Below are 17,990 nucleotides of genomic sequence, written 5' to 3'. Positions count from 1 at the left end.
TCTTCCTCATTTTCGCCCTGCCCTTACAAGCTTGCCAGCGGCACAGGCCTTAGCTGCCGGATAGCGGTTTACAAATGACAAACGTATTCATCAGGCGTAAAAAAACCCGCCGAAGCGGGTTTTACTGTCGGGAGTCGCTACGCTTACCCGACCTACGGTTCCTCCAGGCCCGGTAAGCTTGCGCCACCGGGCACTTAACGATTACTCGTTGTCAGAACCGCCCAGTCCTGCATTCAGCAGCTCTGCCAGGCTTGCAGATGCATCTTCCGCAGTGACCTGCGGTGTTGCCGGCTGCTCGCCCGCGGCGCGACGGCGCATACGATCCTGGTGGTACGCATAACCGGTACCGGCCGGGATCAGACGACCCACGATAACGTTCTCTTTCAGGCCGCGCAGTTCATCGCGTTTACCCGCAACGGCTGCTTCGGTCAGGACACGCGTGGTCTCCTGGAACGATGCGGCAGAGATGAACGATTCGGTTGCCAGAGACGCTTTGGTGATACCCAGCAAATCGCGGGAGAAGGTAGCCCCCACTTTGCCGTTCGCTTCCAGCTCGCGGTTAGCGATCTTGACGCGGGAATATTCAACCTGCTCGCCTTCCAGGAAGTCGGAGCTGCCTGCGCTTTCGATGGTAGCTTTACGCAGCATCTGACGAACGATAACTTCGATGTGTTTATCGTTAATCTTAACGCCCTGCAGACGGTATACATCCTGGACTTCGTTAACAATGTAACGCGTCACAGCATGAACGCCACGCAGACGCAGAATGTCGTGCGGCGCTTCCGGGCCATCGGAAATCACATCACCACGTTCTACACGTTCCCCTTCAAACACGTTGAGCTGACGCCATTTCGGAATCATCTCTTCGTACGGGTCACTACCATCAACCGGCGTAATCACCAGACGACGTTTGCCTTTGGTTTCTTTACCGAAGGAAACGATACCTGCGATTTCCGCCAGAATGGCCGGCTCTTTCGGACGACGCGCTTCGAACAGATCCGCAACGCGCGGCAGACCACCGGTGATATCCTTGGTACCGCCGGATTCCTGCGGAATACGCGCCAGGGTGTCACCAGAACTGATCTGTACGCCATCTTCCAGTTGTACAATCGCTTTACCCGGTAAGAAGTACTGCGCAGGCATATCGGTACCCGGGATCAGAACGTCGTTACCCTGAGCATCAACGATTTTCAGCGCCGGACGTAGATCTTTACCACCGGTAGTACGTTCAGCCGAATCCAGAACCACCAGCGAAGACAAACCGGTCAGTTCATCGGTCTGACGCGTAATGGTCTGGCCGTCGATCATGTCAGTGAAGCGGATGAAACCACTTACTTCGGTGATAACCGGCATGGTGTGCGGGTCCCAGTTTGCAACGGTTTCGCCGCCGGCAACCTGCTCGCCATCACCTTTCGCCATGACAGCGCCATAAGGCACTTTATAGCTCTCTTTGGTACGACCGAATTCGTCGATCAGCTTCAGTTCGGTATTACGGGAAGTGATAACCAGTTTACCGCTGGAGTTCACCACCGACTTCACGTTGCTGAGCTTGATGCTACCTTTGTTTTTCACCTGGATGCTGGATTCAGCAGCCGCACGAGATGCCGCACCACCGATGTGGAAAGTACGCATCGTCAGCTGTGTACCCGGTTCACCGATGGACTGTGCCGCGATAACGCCGATAGCTTCACCTTTGTTGATGATGTGGCCACGCGCCAGGTCACGACCGTAGCAGTGCGCACATACACCAAAGTCGGTATCGCAGGATACAACGGAACGCACTTTAACGGCGTCAACGGAGTTCGCTTCCAGCAGGTCACACCACTGTTCGTGCAGCAGCGTGTTACGTGGAACCAGAATGTCCGCCGTGCCCGGCTTCAGCACATCTTCCGCAGTCACACGACCCAATACGCGATCGCGCAGCGGCTCTTTAACATCACCACCCTCGATAACCGGGGTCATCAGGATACCTTCGTGCGTACCACAGTCATCTTCGGTCACCACCAGATCCTGCGCGACGTCAACCAGACGACGGGTCAGATAACCGGAGTTCGCGGTTTTCAGTGCGGTATCCGCCAGACCTTTACGCGCACCGTGCGTGGAGATGAAGTACTGGAGTACGTTCAGACCTTCACGGAAGTTCGCGGTGATCGGCGTTTCGATGATCGAGCCATCTGGCTTCGCCATCAGACCACGCATACCCGCAAGCTGACGAATCTGTGCCGCAGAACCACGCGCACCGGAGTCGGCCATCATGTAGATGCTGTTGAAGGAAACCTGCTGCTCTTCCTGGCCGTCACGGTTAATCACGGTTTCAGTTTGCAGGTTATCCATCATCGCTTTGGATACACGATCGTTCGCCGCAGCCCAGATATCGATAACTTTGTTATAGCGTTCGCCAGCGGTCACCAGACCGGACTGGAACTGTTCCTGGATCTCGGCAACTTCGGCTTCCGCCTCAGAGATGATCTCGTGTTTTTTCTCCGGGATGACCATGTCATCAATACCAACGGACGCACCTGAACGCGCTGCATAAGCAAAGCCGGTGTACATCGTCTGGTCCGCAAAAATAACGGTCGGTTTCAGGCCCAGAATACGGTAACAGGTGTTCAGCATTTTGGAGATCGCTTTCTTACCCAGCGCCTGGTTGACGATGGAGAAAGGCAGACCTTTCGGTACGATCATCCACAGAATCGCACGGCCAACGGTCGTGTCTTTCAGGCTGGTGGTCGCGACGAATTCGCCGTTTTCATCTTTTTCGTATTCGGTGATACGCACTTTAACGCGCGCATGCAGAGAGGCCAGGCCAGCGCGATAAATACGCTCAGCTTCTTTCGGGCCCGTCAGCACCATGCCTTCGCCTTTGGCGTTAACACAGTCACGGGTCATATAGTACAGACCCAATACCACGTCCTGAGACGGAACGATGATAGGTTCGCCGTTCGCCGGGGACAGGATGTTGTTGGTCGACATCATCAGCGCACGCGCTTCGAGCTGGGCTTCCAGCGTCAGCGGTACGTGAACAGCCATCTGGTCACCATCGAAGTCGGCGTTGTATGCCGCACACACCAGCGGGTGTAGCTGGATAGCTTTACCTTCGATCAGGACTGGTTCAAACGCCTGGATACCCAGACGGTGCAATGTCGGCGCACGGTTCAGCAGTACCGGGTGCTCGCGGATCACTTCGTCCAGGATATCCCAGACGACAGCTTCTTCGCGCTCAACCATTTTCTTCGCGGCTTTGATGGTGGTGGCGAGGCCACGCAGTTCCAGCTTGCCGTAGATGAACGGTTTGAACAGCTCCAGCGCCATTTTCTTCGGCAGACCGCACTGATGCAGACGCAGGTATGGCCCTACGGTGATAACAGAACGACCGGAGTAGTCAACACGCTTACCGAGCAGGTTCTGACGGAAACGACCCTGTTTACCTTTGATCATGTCGGCCAAAGATTTCAGAGGACGTTTGTTGGAACCGGTGATCGCACGACCACGACGACCGTTATCCAGCAGGGCGTCTACCGCTTCCTGTAGCATACGTTTTTCGTTGCGTACGATGATGTCCGGCGCAGCCAGATCCAGCAGACGCTTCAGACGGTTGTTACGGTTAATCACGCGACGATACAGATCGTTCAGATCCGACGTTGCGAAACGACCGCCGTCCAGCGGAACCAGCGGACGCAGATCTGGTGGCAGTACCGGCAGAACGGTCAGGATCATCCACTCCGGCTTGTTGCCAGACTGTACGAAGGCTTCCAGCAGTTTGATACGCTTGGTCAGCTTCTTACGTTTGGTCTCGGAGTTGGTTTCGTTCAGCTCTTCGCGCAGAGTTTCGCACTCTTGCTCCAGATCCATGCTCTTCAGCAGGGCCTGGATAGCTTCCGCACCCATCTTGGCATCGAATTCGTCACCGAACTCTTCCAGCGCGTCCAGATACTGTTCTTCAGTCAGGATCTGCTGGCGTTCCAGGTTGGTCATACCGCCTTCGATAACCACATAGGATTCGAAGTACAGCACGCGTTCGATATCGCGCAGCGGCATATCGAGCAGCAGGCCGATACGGGACGGCAGAGATTTCAGGAACCAGATATGCGCAGTCGGAGACGCCAGCTCGATGTGGCCCATACGCTCACGGCGTACTTTGGTCTGGGTCACTTCAACGCCGCACTTCTCACAGATCACACCGCGGTGTTTCAGGCGCTTGTACTTACCGCACAGGCACTCGTAGTCTTTTACCGGCCCAAAGATACGGGCGCAGAAAAGGCCGTCACGCTCAGGTTTGAACGTACGGTAGTTGATGGTTTCCGGCTTTTTAACTTCACCGAAAGACCATGAACGGATCATGTCTGGCGAAGCCAGAGCAATTTTGATCGCATCAAACTCTTCGGTTTTAGTCTGCGCTTTCAGAAACTTTAATAAATCTTTCACGGATTTGCTCCCGTCGGAGTTAGCACAATCTGGTGTCGGGTTTTACCCCGACACCAGTGACCTGTTTGAGCGAGAATTACTCGTCTTCCAGTTCGATGTTGATGCCCAGCGAGCGGATCTCTTTCAACAGAACGTTGAAGGATTCCGGCATACCCGGTTCCATCTGATGGTTGCCGTCCACGATGTTCTTATACATCTTGGTACGACCGTTGACGTCATCAGACTTAACGGTGAGCATTTCTTGCAGGGTGTAGGCGGCGCCGTAAGCTTCCAGCGCCCACACTTCCATCTCCCCGAAGCGCTGACCACCGAACTGCGCCTTACCACCCAGCGGCTGCTGAGTAACCAGGCTGTAAGAACCGGTAGAACGCGCATGCATCTTGTCATCAACCAGGTGGTTCAGTTTCAGCATGTACATGTAACCGACGGTTACCGGACGCTCGAACTGTTCACCCGTACGACCATCGAACAGGGTGATCTGACCGGAGGTCGGCAGGTCGCCCAGTTTCAGCAGCTCTTTGATTTCCGCTTCTTTCGCACCGTCGAACACTGGTGTGGCAATCGGCATACCTTTGCGCAGGTTTTCTGCCAGACGCAGCACTTCATCATCGCTGAAGGTGCTCAGGTCGACTTTCTGACGAACGTCAGCGCCCAGATCGTAGGCACGCTGGATGAACTCGCGCAGTTTCGCGACTTCCTGCTGCTGTTTCAGCATGGCGTTAATCTTGTCGCCAATACCTTTCGCAGCCATACCCAGGTGGGTTTCCAGAATCTGACCGATGTTCATACGAGACGGTACGCCCAGCGGGTTCAGTACGATGTCTACCGGCGTGCCGTTTTCATCGTAAGGCATGTCTTCGATCGGGTTGATCTTAGAGATAACACCCTTGTTACCGTGACGACCTGCCATCTTATCACCCGGCTGGATACGGCGTTTAACAGCCAGATAGACCTTCACGATCTTCAGCACGCCCGGCGCCAGATCGTCGCCCTGGGTGATTTTACGGCGTTTCGCTTCGAGTTTTTTCTCGAACTCGTGTTTCAGTTCGTCATATTGCTCAGCCAGTTGTTCCAGCTGATTTTGTTTCTCTTCGTCGGTCAGACCGAGTTCCAGCCAGCGATCGCGCGGCAGTTTGTCGAGCTTCTCAGCTTCAACGCCGCCAGCAACCAGCACCGCACGGATACGGCTAAACAGGCCCGCCTCGAGGATTTGCAGTTCTTCAGACAGGTCTTTTTTCGCCTGCTTGAGCTGCATCTCTTCGATTTCCAGAGCACGTTTGTCTTTTTCTACGCCATCGCGAGTAAAGACCTGAACGTCGATAACCGTACCGGAGACACCGTTAGGTACGCGCAGAGAAGAGTCTTTAACGTCAGACGCTTTCTCACCGAAGATAGCACGCAGCAGTTTCTCTTCCGGCGTCAGCTGGGTTTCACCTTTCGGCGTCACCTTACCGACCAGAATGTCGCCGCCGGTCACTTCCGCGCCGATGTAAACGATACCGGATTCATCCAGTTTGGAGAGCGCAGCTTCACCTACGTTCGGGATATCAGCAGTGATCTCTTCCGGCCCCAGCTTGGTGTCACGGGACACACACGCCAGTTCCTGAATGTGGATGGTGGTGAAACGGTCTTCCTGAACAACACGCTCGGAAACGAGGATGGAGTCTTCGAAGTTGTAGCCGTTCCACGGCATGAACGCCACGCGCATGTTCTGACCGAGCGCCAGTTCACCGAGGTCGGTGGACGGACCGTCTGCCAGCACGTCGCCGCGTTCAACCGGCTCGCCCAGAGACACACATGGCATCTGGTTGATACAGGTGTTCTGGTTAGAACGGGTGTATTTGGTCAGGTTATAGATGTCGATACCCGCTTCGCCCGGGTACATCTCGTCTTCGTTAACTTTGATAACGATACGGGAAGCATCCACGTACTGAACAGTACCGCCACGTTTAGCCACTGCAGTAACACCGGAGTCGACGGCGACAGCACGTTCCATACCGGTGCCTACCAGCGGCTTATCAGCGCGCAGCGTCGGAACCGCCTGACGTTGCATGTTCGCACCCATCAATGCACGGTTGGCGTCATCGTGTTCCAGGAATGGAATCAGGGACGCACCGACGGAGACCACCTGCTGGGTGGAAACGTCCATGTAGTCAACCTGATCACGGCTGAACAAGCTGGATTCGCCTTTGCTACGGCACGTTACCAGGTCTTCTACAAAGTGGCCTTCGTCATCCAGGTTGGAGTTCGCCTGAGCGATAACGTAATTGCCTTCTTCGATAGCAGACAGGTAATGAATTTCGTCAGTGACCACGCCATCAACCACACGACGGTACGGCGTCTCAAGGAAGCCATATTCGTTAGTCTGTGCGTACACGGACAGGGAGTTGATCAGGCCGATGTTCGGACCTTCAGGCGTTTCGATAGGACATACGCGACCGTAGTGCGTCGGGTGTACGTCTCGAACTTCAAAGCCTGCGCGTTCGCGGGTCAGACCGCCTGGGCCGAGTGCGGAGATACGACGTTTGTGCGTAATCTCAGACAGCGGGTTGTTCTGGTCCATAAACTGAGACAGCTGGCTGGAACCAAAGAACTCTTTCACTGCTGCGGAAATCGGCTTGGCGTTGATCATATCCTGAGGCATCAGGGTATCCAGATCGCCCAGAGACAGACGCTCTTTCACCGCACGCTCTACACGCACCAGGCCAACGCGGAACTGGTTTTCCGCCATTTCGCCTACGGAGCGGATACGACGGTTGCCGAGGTGGTCGATATCATCTACTTCGCCTTTGCCGTTACGGATATCGATGAGCTTCTTCATCACATCAATGATGTCGTCTTTGCTCAGGATACCGGAACCTTCGATTTCTTCGCGCAGCAGAGAACGGTTGAACTTCATACGACCCACCGCAGACAGGTCATAGCGGTCTTCGGAGAAGAACAGGTTCTCGAACAGGCTTTCAGCCGCTTCGCGTGTCGGCGGCTCGCCAGGACGCATCATACGGTAGATTTCTACCAGCGCGCTCAGGCGATCGTTGGTTGGGTCGACGCGTACCGTTTCAGAAATGTACGGGCCGTGGTCCAGATCGTTGGTAAACAGCGTTTCGATACGCTTGTGACCAGACTGGCTCAGCTTAGCCAGCAGATCCAGGCTCAGCTCCATGTTCGCCGCGCAGATCAACTCGCCGGTAGATTCGTCAACGTAGTCTTTAGAGACGACTTTGCCCGCAATGTACTCAACCGGAACTTCGATATGCTTGATATCGTCTTTTTCCAACTGACGGATATGGCGCGCAGTAATACGGCGGCCTTTCTCAACGTACACTTTGCCGTTAGCTTCAATGTCAAAGGAAGCGGTTTCGCCGCGCAGGCGTTCCGGCACCAGTTCCATCTGCAGCTTGTTGTCGCGGATCTCAAAGACCACTTTTTCAAAGAACAGATCCAGAATCTGCTCAGTGGTATAGTTCAGCGCGCGCAGAATGATAGTCGCAGGCAGTTTGCGACGACGGTCGATACGCACGAACAGGTTGTCCTTCGGATCGAATTCGAAGTCCAGCCAGGAACCACGGTAAGGAATGATGCGCGCGTTATACAGCACTTTACCCGAAGAGTGGGTTTTACCTTTGTCGGAGTCAAAGAAGACGCCCGGACTACGGTGCAACTGAGAAACGATAACACGCTCAGTACCGTTGATAACAAAGGTACCGTTGTCGGTCATGAGCGGAATTTCGCCCATGTAGACTTCTTGTTCTTTAATGTCTTTAACGGTGCCTTCCGGCGCTTCGCGCTCGTAGATCACCAGACGCAGTTTTACGCGCAGCGGTGCGGAATAGGTCACACCACGGATCTGACATTCCTGAACGTCAAACACCGGTTCGCCAAGGCGGTAGCTGACGTACTGCAGCTCGGAATTACCGCTGTAGCTCTGAATCGGGAACACGGAACGGAAAGCTGCTTCCAGGCCGTACTGCCCTTCAGGATCTTGCTCGATAAACTTCTGAAACGAGTCAAGCTGGATAGAAAGGAGATAAGGTACATCCAGAACTTGTGGACGTTTACCAAAATCCTTACGAATACGTTTTTTCTCGGTATAGGAGTAAACCATAGGGTTCCTCAGCTCGCTGACAAGTCGACCCATCTGTCCTGCGGGGGACAGTTTGTGCAACACTATTTTGTTGACCGGAAAATGGATACTTTCCGCAATGCCTGTTGCTATCACGCTTAAACCATTTCATTGCGATTTACACAGAACACACGCTCTGTCGCAGTATATTAAGTCGTCGATAGAAACAAGCATTGAAAGGCACAGCAGTAGTCAAACAGTGTGAAACGCTACTGGCGCCTTACAGCGCAAAAAGGCTGGTGACTAAAAAGTCACCAGCCATAGCCTGATTTCTCAGGCTGCAACCGGAAGGGTTGGCTTATTTAACTTCAACTTCAGCGCCAGCTTCTTCCAGAGATTTTTTCAGTGCTTCAGCGTCATCTTTGCTCACGCCTTCTTTCAGAGCGGCCGGAGCAGATTCTACCAGGTCTTTAGCTTCTTTCAGGCCCAGACCAGTTGCGCCACGTACTGCTTTGATAACAGCAACTTTGTTAGCGCCAGCAGCTTTCAGAATTACGTCGAATTCAGTTTTTTCTTCAGCAGCTTCAACCGGACCAGCAGCTACAGCGACAGCAGCAGCAGCGGAAACACCGAATTTTTCTTCCATTGCAGAGATCAGTTCTACAACGTCCATTACGGACATAGCTGCAACTGCTTCAATGATTTGATCTTTAGTGATAGACATTTAAATTGTTCCTGAATATCAGAATAAGTTTATACGTAAGCAAATGCTTGATAAAGACAACTACGATTACGCAGCTTCTTTTGCATCGCGTACAGCAGCCAGTGTGCGAACCAGTTTGCCAGCCGAAGCTTCTTTCATGGTTGCCATCAGGCGTGCAATTGCTTCTTCGTAGGTCGGCAGAGTTGCCAGGCGGTCGATCTGAGACGCCGGGATCAGCTCACCTTCAAAGGCTGCAGCTTTGACCTCAAATTTTGCATTCGCTTTCGCGAACTCTTTGAACAGACGAGCAGCAGCGCCCGGGTGTTCCATAGAGTATGCAATCAGGGTCGGACCAACAAACGTGTCTTTCAGGCACTCGAACTGAGTACCTTCAACGACGCGGCGCAGCAGGGTGTTACGAACAACACGCATGTATACGCCAGCTTCACGACCTGCTTTACGCAGTTCAGTCATTTTATCTACAGTTACGCCACGGGAATCCGCAACTACTGCAGACAGCGCGCCTTTGGCTACTTCGCTGACTTCAGCAACAATCGCTTGTTTGTCTTGAAGATTTAAAGCCATTAGCTTTGCTCCTGGATGTTTGCCGGAACTCATGTTCCGGAACTCACTTCACTCATCTCAACGAGAAGAGCGTCTTAATACGGTGAGCAGAAACAAGCCAGAGTATCAAAAAATAATCTTAGCGTTCTGTCACCGTCTACGCAGGGGATTAAGCCTCTTGCGAGACGCCTGCGGTCTTCGACGGAGGCCTGGATAGGCCAGGCTCCAACGAACAAATTCTTTCTATGACTTCGTCCTTTGAACCGTAGCTGTGTTAGCTGCGCTCGTTCACACCAGTCACATAGTTAACTATGCTCCTGGCGATTCACTCACTTGCTGCCTTGCTGCAATTCAAATGACTCGCATAGTGCTCTGTTATATTTCAACAGAATCGTGGGGGTAAGATTGTAGACAAAATCACCGCCCACGTAAAGACTAATCTTAGTTCGCAGATGCGCTCAGACCAGCCTGATCAACGGCAACGCCAGCACCCATGGTGGTGGAGATGCTAACTTTCTTGATGTACACACCTTTCGCCTGGCTCGGTTTTGCTTTTTTCAGCGCAACCAGCAGAGCTTCCAGGTTTTCTTTCAGTTTGTCAGCGTCAAAGTCCACTTTACCGATGGTGGTGTGGATGATGCCGTTTTTGTCGTTACGGTAACGAACCTGACCTGCTTTAGCGTTCTTAACCGCTTCAGCAACGTTAGGGGTAACAGTACCGACTTTCGGGTTTGGCATCAGGCCGCGCGGACCCAGAACCTGGCCCAGCTGGCCAACAACGCGCATTGCATCCGGAGAAGCAATAACAACGTCAAAGTTCATTTCGCCTTTCTTGATCTGGTCAGCCAGATCTTCCATACCTACCAGCTCAGCGCCAGCAGCTTTAGCTGCTTCAGCGTTCGGACCCTGGGTAAATACGGCAACGCGAACAGAACGGCCAGTACCGTGCGGCAGTACAGTCGCGCCACGAACGTTCTGGTCAGATTTACGAGCGTCGATGCCGAGGTTAACGGCAACGTCAACGCTTTCGTTGAATTTAGCAGTGGCCAGCTCTTTCAGCAGGGCAATAGCTTCGTTGATGTCGTACTGTTTGGTCGCATCAACTTTCTCACGGATCACGCGCATACGCTTGGTCAGTTTAGCCATTTCTTAGTCCTCCACTACCAGGCCCATGGAACGTGCAGTACCTTCGATGGAGCGAGTCATCGCTTCAATGTCGGCACCGGTCATGTCGGCAGCTTTGGTCTGCGCGATTTCCTGCAGCTGAGCGCGGGAAATTTTACCTACTTTGTCTTTGTTCGGCTTGCCGGAACCAGACTTGATACCAGCCGCTTTTTTCAGCAGAACAGCTGCCGGAGGCGTTTTGGTAACGAAGGTGAAAGAACGGTCAGCGTAAACGGTAATAACAACCGGAATCGGCAGACCTTTTTCGATGGAATCCGTTTTTGCGTTGAACGCTTTGCAGAATTCCATGATGTTCACACCCTGCTGACCCAGTGCTGGACCAACCGGCGGACTCGGGTTCGCCATACCAGCTGCAACCTGCAGCTTGACGTAGGCTTGTACTTTCTTAGCCATTCTAAATTCCTCGAATTGGGTAGTATCGCTTCAGAGAAGCTCCCCGTGATAAATATCGCTTTATGGGCATAAGGCCCATAAAAACAAAAGGCGCGAAATTGTATGTCAATTTCGCGCCCTATGCAACGATTAGATCGCTGCTTTTTTGATCGCAGCCTTACGCTTTCTCAACCTGGCTGAAGTCCAGCTCTACCGGGGTCGCACGACCGAAGATAGAAACAGACACTTTCAGGCGAGACTTCTCATAATCAACTTCTTCGACAACGCCGTTAAAGTCTGCGAACGGACCGTCGTTAACACGAACCATTTCACCCGGTTCAAACAGAGTTTTCGGCCGCGGCTTATCGCCAACCTGCTGCAGGCGGTTCATGATCGCATCGACTTCTTTGTCGCTGATCGGCGCCGGACGGTCAGACGTACCGCCGATAAAGCCCATCACACGCGGCACGCTGCGCACCAGGTGCCAGCTTGCGTCGTTCATGACCATCTGGACCAGAACGTACCCCGGGAAGAATTTGCGTTCGCTTTTGCGACGCTGGCCGCCACGTATCTCAACGACTTCTTCAGTCGGGACCATGACTTCGCCAAACAGCTCTTCCATGTTGTGTAATTTGATATGCTCGCGCAGCGATGTGGCTACGCGGCCTTCAAAACCGGAAAACGCCTGAACGACGTACCAGCGCTTTTTAGGTGCTTCAGACATCTCAGAACCTCAGGCCAGTGATAAAGGATACCAGGCGAACCAGAATACCATCCAGTCCCCACAGGATCAGTGACATAACTGCGGTAACCGCAGCGACGATCAGCGTGGTGTGTAGCGTTTCCTGGCGAGTCGGCCAAATGACCTTACGGACTTCGGTTCTCGCTTCACGGGCAAAAGCAACGGTTGCTTTACCTTTTGTCGTCAACAGCGCGACACCACCCGCTGCAGCAATCAGAATTACTACGGCCAGCGCACGCAGCGGCAGCATCATGTCGCGATAGAGGTAGTTGCCGACGATTGCGACGATCAGCAATATGGCAACAACTATCCACTTCATCGCTTCCAGGCCGCGCCCGCTCCCTTGAGCTTCGGTATTCGCACTCATAAACCAACCTGTCAGAAGTATTCTACAAACATTTTCACCCCGCAATCGCGAGGCAATCCAAATCGAAACGCTTATTCGCCTTTCGGATTATACGCCCTCTACAGAGCCTGTCTCAGCAATGATTATGACAAATAAAATCACTGATGAGCCAGGTTCTGGTGTAAAAGCGTGCAAAAAGGGCATCAAATGATGCCCTTTTATTGCGCATTGCGTCAAATGTTATCAGCGATTAGCCGAGAACTTTAGCAACAACGCCCGCGCCAACGGTACGGCCGCCTTCACGGATTGCGAAACGCAGACCGTCGTCCATCGCGATCGGGTGGATCAGGGTAACAACCATTTTGATGTTGTCGCCCGGCATTACCATCTCCACGCCTTCCGGCAGTTCGATGGTGCCAGTCACGTCAGTGGTACGGAAGTAGAACTGCGGACGGTAGCCTTTGAAGAACGGAGTATGACGGCCGCCTTCATCTTTGGACAGAATATACACTTCAGATTCGAACTTGGTGTGCGGCTTGATGGTGCCCGGCTTAGCCAGTACCTGACCACGTTCGATTTCTTCACGTTTGATACCACGCAGCAGAACACCTACGTTCTCACCTGCACGGCCTTCGTCCAGCAGTTTGCGGAACATTTCAACGCCAGTACAGGTAGACTTCTGAGTCTCTTTGATACCAACGATTTCAACTTCTTCGCCCACTTTGATGATACCGCGCTCTACACGACCGGTAACAACGGTACCACGACCGGAGATGGAGAATACGTCTTCGATCGGCAGCAGGAACGGCTTGTCAATCGCACGCTCTGGTTCCGGGATGTAAGAATCCAGGAAGCCAGCCAGTTCGATGATTTTCGCTTCCCACTCTGCGTCGCCTTCCAGCGCTTTCAGAGCAGAACCACGAACGATTGGCGTGTCGTCGCCCGGGAAGTCGTACTGAGACAGAAGTTCACGAACTTCCATTTCTACCAGTTCCAGCAGCTCTTCGTCATCAACCATGTCGCATTTGTTCAGGAACACGATGATGTACGGAACGCCTACCTGACGACCCAGCAGGATGTGCTCACGGGTCTGCGGCATCGGGCCGTCAGTCGCAGCAACAACCAGGATCGCGCCGTCCATCTGCGCAGCACCGGTGATCATGTTTTTAACATAGTCGGCGTGGCCCGGGCAGTCTACGTGTGCGTAGTGGCGGGTCGGGGTATCGTATTCAACGTGAGAAGTGTTGATGGTGATACCACGCGCTTTTTCTTCCGGCGCGTTATCGATCTGGTCGAATGCGCGAGCGGCACCGCCGTAGGTTTTAGCCAGTACGGTAGTGATGGCAGCGGTCAGCGTTGTTTTACCATGGTCAACGTGGCCGATAGTACCGACGTTAACGTGCGGTTTTGTACGTTCAAACTTTTCTTTAGACATCGATTGTCCCTCTAAGACACGGATAAATCGGTGATATCACCACATCAACCAGGCAACACGCCCGACTTGTTGAATGCTAATAAACAGAAGAGAAAAACAGGAAGGAGAAAAGAAGTGGTGCTGATAGGCAGATTCGAACTGCCGACCTCACCCTTACCAAGGGTGCGCTCTACCAACTGAGCTATATCAGCACATCTTGGAGCGGGCAGCGGGAATCGAACCCGCATCATCAGCTTGGAAGGCTGAGGTAATAGCCATTATACGATGCCCGCATCCTGGAACTCGGCTACCTGATTTTCATTCTGCACTGAATATCGAGAGAAACTCTCTTTATTCGAGCCGGTAAGCGAACTTATCGTCTCGGGCTACGCCATCGCGTGGCCGAAAATGGTGGTGGGGGAAGGATTCGAACCTTCGAAGTCTGTGACGGCAGATTTACAGTCTGCTCCCTTTGGCCGCTCGGGAACCCCACCGGACTTGATGGTGCCGACTACCGGAATCGAACTGGTGACCTACTGATTACAAGTCAGTTGCTCTACCTACTGAGCTAAGTCGGCATCAAGTAGCGCGCATTCTATGGAGACCTGCGTGCTCATGCAACTAAAAAATTGCATAAAATGTTCTATCGCTCACATTTTGCGCTATAAGAGACAAAAATGCTCTAATTTCAAACAAGAGAGCATAAATTTTCGGCATTTTACTGACCGTCTAACCAGGATACGACACGGTATTTCAACGCGCCGTCGATAAAAAGCAATCTTCTGTATCTGGTATATTCGTCACATTGCTTCTCAGCGATAGCTTTCACAGCGAGATTTTTTCTTATTATTCCTCCCCATCTGGTGTTACCCTCCTGCCCATTGTCCAAATTAACTTAAATGTGACGTGCCGTTGCATGTCAGGGATGGCTCTCGTTCATCGCTAAACTGATGTAGCAATAGCAGCCAGAAACATGCTTATGAGTATAAAAGAGCAATCGTTAATGACGCCTTACCTACAGTTTGATCGCAGCCAGTGGGCTGCGCTTCGCGATTCTGTGCCGATGACTCTGACCGAGGATGAGATCGCGCAGTTAAAAGGCATTAATGAAGATTTATCGCTGGAAGAAGTTGCAGAAATATATTTACCCCTCTCCCGTTTGCTAAATTTTTATATCAGTTCAAATCTGCGTCGTCAGGCTGTCCTGGAACAGTTTCTGGGCACTAACGGCCAACGAATCCCTTATATCATCAGTATCGCGGGCAGCGTCGCAGTGGGTAAAAGCACGACAGCGCGCGTTCTGCAAGCGTTGCTGAGCCGCTGGCCGGAACACCGCCGTGTTGAATTGATTACTACAGACGGCTTCCTCCACCCAAACCAGGTGTTGAAAGAACGCGGGTTAATGAAGAAAAAGGGGTTTCCCGAATCGTATGATATGCACCGACTGGTGAAATTCGTTTCTGACCTCAAGTCGGGCGTACCGAACGTGACGGCGCCAGTCTATTCTCATTTGATTTACGATGTTATTCCTGAAGGGGATAAAACCGTCGCTCAGCCTGATATATTGATTCTTGAAGGTTTAAATGTTTTACAAAGCGGTATGGATTATCCTCACGATCCGCACCATGTATTTGTCTCTGATTTCGTTGATTTCTCTATTTACGTTGATGCGCCAGAAGAACTTCTTCAGACATGGTATATCAATCGCTTCCTGAAATTCCGTGAAGGGGCATTTACCGATCCTGACTCTTATTTCCACAATTATGCAAAATTATCTAAAGAAGAAGCAGTTAATATAGCTGCTTCGCTTTGGAAAGAAATTAACTGGTTGAATTTAAAACAAAATATCTTACCCACGCGAGAACGTGCCAGCCTTATTATGACCAAGAGCGCCAACCATGCGGTAGAACAGGTAAGATTACGAAAATAATAGAAGAAAGGGGAGCAACGACTCCCCTTTTTACTATTCGGCGCTCCGCAGAGATATTTCTCCCCCCATCCAGGGTTTAATCACGCCATCCTGTTCAAGCAATAATGCGCCCTGAGTATCAATGCCGCGAGAAATACCAAATATTTCTTTGTCGCCAATAATCAGTTTTACCGGACGATCAATAAAATTATCCAGTTTTTTCCAGCGCGAAAGATAAGGCGAAAGACCTTCTTGCTCAAAAAGTTCAAGCGCAGCGCGTAGCTTATAAATCAGCTTTGCAGCCAGCATATTGCGATCGAGCGTAATTCCGGCCTCCTGCAACGTGATCCATCCCTGATTTATCACGTCCTCTTCTACATGACGCATTGCCATGTTAATACCAGCGCCAATCACTATTTGTGCGGCATCGCCCGTTTTACCGGTTAACTCGACCAAAATACCAGCCAATTTGCGATCCAGCAGGTAGAGGTCGTTAGGCCACTTCACGCGAACTTTGTCAGCGCCCAGTTCACGCAGCACTTCCGCCATCACAATTCCAATGACCAGACTCAGGCCTATTGCCGCTGCAGGTCCCTGCTCCAGACGCCAATACATTGAGAGATATAGATTCGCGCCAAACGGTGAGAACCATTTACGCCCACGACGACCACGCCCCGCCTGTTGGTATTCTGCTACACAGGCATCGCCTGAGCGCAGCTCGCTAATTCGATCAAGTAAATACTGATTCGTTGAATCGATAACAGGCAATACCGCCACGTTTCCGCTATCCAGTTGGCTATGAATACGGTCAGCATCCAGTAACTGGATGGGTTCCGGTAAGCTATATCCTTTCCCGGGAACGGTAAATACATCTACCCCCCAGTCGCGTAATGTCTGGATATGTTTATTAATTGCCGCGCGGCTCATTCCCAGCCATTCACCCAACTGCTCGCCTGAGTGAAACTCTCCGTCGGCAAGTAGCGAGATCAGCGTCAGGGGAACGGTAGTATCTTTCATGCAATGCTCTCCACAGCGTTCACCTCTCCGGACTGACCAATAAAGCGAACCTCAGGCTCCAGCCAGACATTAAATTTTTCCCCCACTTTTTGCCGGACATGATGCGCCAGCGCCACCACGTCTTTACTTGTCGCATCATTAGCATTAATCAGTACCAGCGCCTGTTGGCGATGCACCGCAGCGCCGCCAATGGTGACGCCTTTCAACTGGCATTGGTCAATCAGCCAGCCTGCCGCCAGCTTCACTGAGCCGTCTGCCTGAGGGTAATGCGGCGCGTTGGGAAATCGTTCCAACAGTTCCATGGCGATATCGGCTGCGACAACGGGATTTTTAAAAAAGCTGCCCGCATTGCCATTCACTTTAGGGTCCGGCAATTTTGTGGTGCGCATATGGCATACAGCATCAAACACCTGTTGCGCGGTGACCGTTTTCGGGTCCAGACAAGTAAGATCGCCATAGGTCAACACCGGCTGCCATTGTTTTGACAGACGCAGACCCACCGCGACGATCGCAACGCTATCCTGATATTCATGTTTGAAGATACTGTCACGATAGCCGAAACGGCATTCCGCCGCGGACAAACGCAGACGTTTTCCCGTTTCCAGTTCAACGCAGTCAACGTAGTCGCAGACGCGCTGTAGTTCTACACCATACGCGCCAATATTCTGTATAGGCGAGGAACCAACGCAGCCAGGGATGAGCGCCAGATTCTCCAGGCCGGGCATGTTGTTGTCCAGCGCGTAGCGAACGAGTTGATGCCAGTTCTCTCCGGCGCCAACATACAGATGCCACGCCTCTGCCGTTTCCTTTACCTCAATACCTTTCAGGCGGTTAAGGATCACGGTGCCGGCGTAATTTTCCAGAAACAGGACGTTGCTTCCTTCACCCAGGATCATAACCGGCAGTCCCTCACGAGTTGCCTGCTGCCAGGCGCTCAGTAGTTGTTGTTCGTTTTCAGCGCATACGATGTGCTTTGCACAATGATCAATGCCGAAGGTATTCCAGGGTTTTAGGGAATGGGTCATGGCTGCTTTCCTGATACTCAATCGGCAATAGTTTACCGTATCTGTGTTGGGAAGGCTTGCGGTTATATCGAGGGTGGATCTGTACGTCCCTGTAGGCTGGATAAGGCGGAGCCGCCATCCGGCAGTGCATACCCGGCCACAGACGCAAAAAAGCCCATCCGTCAGGATGGGCTTCTTCACTATTCGATGCCTGGCAGTTTATGGCGGGCGCCCTGCCCGCCACCC

Annotated in this window: 14 protein-coding genes and 4 tRNA genes; 2 read left to right on the top strand and 16 right to left on the bottom strand. The window is 52.4% G+C overall.

The genetic code is table 11. The features are described 5' to 3' along the window. Window positions 1-201: 201 nt before the first annotated feature. The 13 genes from rpoC to F4V72_RS23585 all read right to left on the bottom strand — a co-directional run bounded on the left by rpoC (window position 202) and on the right by F4V72_RS23585 (window position 14,392). The gene (gene rpoC, locus F4V72_RS23645) at window positions 202-4,425 is read right to left on the bottom strand and encodes a DNA-directed RNA polymerase subunit beta' (protein ID WP_023247912.1); all 4,224 of its coding nucleotides are present in this window, start codon (window positions 4,423-4,425) and stop codon (window positions 202-204) included. Window positions 4,426-4,501: 76 nt separating this feature from the next. After that, window positions 4,502-8,530, bottom strand: coding sequence for a DNA-directed RNA polymerase subunit beta (rpoB, locus tag F4V72_RS23640; RefSeq protein ID WP_023247911.1), 4,029 nt, complete (start codon window positions 8,528-8,530; stop codon window positions 4,502-4,504). A 316-nt stretch (window positions 8,531-8,846) separates the two neighbouring features. After that, entirely contained in the window at window positions 8,847-9,212 is a 366-nt protein-coding gene (rplL, locus tag F4V72_RS23635; protein WP_000028879.1) for a 50S ribosomal protein L7/L12, read from the bottom strand. Between the two features lie 66 nt (window positions 9,213-9,278). Beyond that, window positions 9,279-9,776, bottom strand: coding sequence for a 50S ribosomal protein L10 (gene rplJ, locus F4V72_RS23630; protein ID WP_001207203.1), 498 nt, complete (start codon window positions 9,774-9,776; stop codon window positions 9,279-9,281). A 420-nt stretch (window positions 9,777-10,196) separates the two neighbouring features. Beyond that, window positions 10,197-10,901, bottom strand: coding sequence for a 50S ribosomal protein L1 (rplA, locus tag F4V72_RS23625; protein ID WP_001096676.1), 705 nt, complete (start codon window positions 10,899-10,901; stop codon window positions 10,197-10,199). A gap of 3 nt (window positions 10,902-10,904) precedes the next feature. Beyond that, a complete protein-coding gene (gene rplK / locus F4V72_RS23620) occupies window positions 10,905-11,333 on the bottom strand; it encodes a 50S ribosomal protein L11 (protein ID WP_001085926.1) in 429 nt (142 codons plus the stop codon). A 157-nt stretch (window positions 11,334-11,490) separates the two neighbouring features. Next, window positions 11,491-12,036, bottom strand: coding sequence for a transcription termination/antitermination protein NusG (gene nusG, locus F4V72_RS23615; RefSeq protein WP_001287521.1), 546 nt, complete (start codon window positions 12,034-12,036; stop codon window positions 11,491-11,493). A 1-nt stretch (window position 12,037) separates the two neighbouring features. Then, window positions 12,038-12,421: a preprotein translocase subunit SecE gene (gene secE, locus F4V72_RS23610; protein ID WP_001275691.1), complete on the bottom strand. Its 384-nt coding sequence runs from the start codon at window positions 12,419-12,421 to the stop codon at window positions 12,038-12,040. Window positions 12,422-12,650: 229 nt separating this feature from the next. Further along, on the bottom strand, window positions 12,651-13,835 hold the full coding sequence (tuf, locus tag F4V72_RS23605; RefSeq protein WP_000031748.1) for an elongation factor Tu: 1,185 nt from the start codon (window positions 13,833-13,835) through the stop codon (window positions 12,651-12,653). 115 nt (window positions 13,836-13,950) lie between these two features. Continuing rightward, window positions 13,951-14,026: transfer RNA gene (locus tag F4V72_RS23600), tRNA-Thr, on the bottom strand. 6 nt (window positions 14,027-14,032) lie between these two features. Then, window positions 14,033-14,107: transfer RNA gene (locus F4V72_RS23595), tRNA-Gly, on the bottom strand. 116 nt (window positions 14,108-14,223) lie between these two features. Then, window positions 14,224-14,308 (bottom strand) — tRNA-Tyr (locus tag F4V72_RS23590). Window positions 14,309-14,316: 8 nt separating this feature from the next. Then, a tRNA-Thr gene (locus F4V72_RS23585) sits at window positions 14,317-14,392 on the bottom strand. A gap of 19 nt (window positions 14,393-14,411) precedes the next feature. Between F4V72_RS23585 and F4V72_RS23580 the strand changes: the two genes are divergently transcribed. Both F4V72_RS23580 and coaA read left to right on the top strand, forming a co-directional pair. Further along, window positions 14,412-14,585, top strand: coding sequence for a hypothetical protein (locus F4V72_RS23580; protein ID WP_053510947.1), 174 nt, complete (start codon window positions 14,412-14,414; stop codon window positions 14,583-14,585). A 208-nt stretch (window positions 14,586-14,793) separates the two neighbouring features. Then, window positions 14,794-15,744 (top strand): type I pantothenate kinase, encoded by a 951-nt coding sequence (coaA, locus tag F4V72_RS23575; protein WP_053510949.1) that lies wholly within the window; start codon window positions 14,794-14,796, stop codon window positions 15,742-15,744. 33 nt (window positions 15,745-15,777) lie between these two features. On the opposite strand, the gene birA is transcribed toward coaA, so the two are convergent. The 3 genes from birA to F4V72_RS24260 form a co-directional block, all read right to left on the bottom strand. Then, window positions 15,778-16,740, bottom strand: a complete 963-nt coding sequence (birA, locus tag F4V72_RS23570) for a bifunctional biotin--[acetyl-CoA-carboxylase] ligase/biotin operon repressor BirA (RefSeq protein ID WP_053510951.1) — start codon at window positions 16,738-16,740, stop codon at window positions 15,778-15,780. After that, window positions 16,737-17,765 (bottom strand): UDP-N-acetylmuramate dehydrogenase, encoded by a 1,029-nt coding sequence (gene murB / locus F4V72_RS23565; RefSeq protein WP_070790267.1) that lies wholly within the window; start codon window positions 17,763-17,765, stop codon window positions 16,737-16,739. Before murB ends, birA begins: the two co-directional genes overlap by 4 nt. Continuing rightward, window positions 17,725-17,990: hypothetical protein (locus F4V72_RS24260; RefSeq protein ID WP_211361527.1), on the bottom strand; the 266-nt coding region annotated here is incomplete at its 5' end. The genes murB and F4V72_RS24260, both read right to left, overlap by 41 nt.

This window comes from Salmonella enterica subsp. diarizonae (assembly GCF_008692785.1).
GTDB classification, from domain to species: Bacteria; Pseudomonadota; Gammaproteobacteria; order Enterobacterales; family Enterobacteriaceae; genus Salmonella; species Salmonella diarizonae.
The sequence above is the reverse complement of the archived record's forward strand: the minus strand, read 5'-3'. Positions and strand labels throughout refer to the sequence as shown.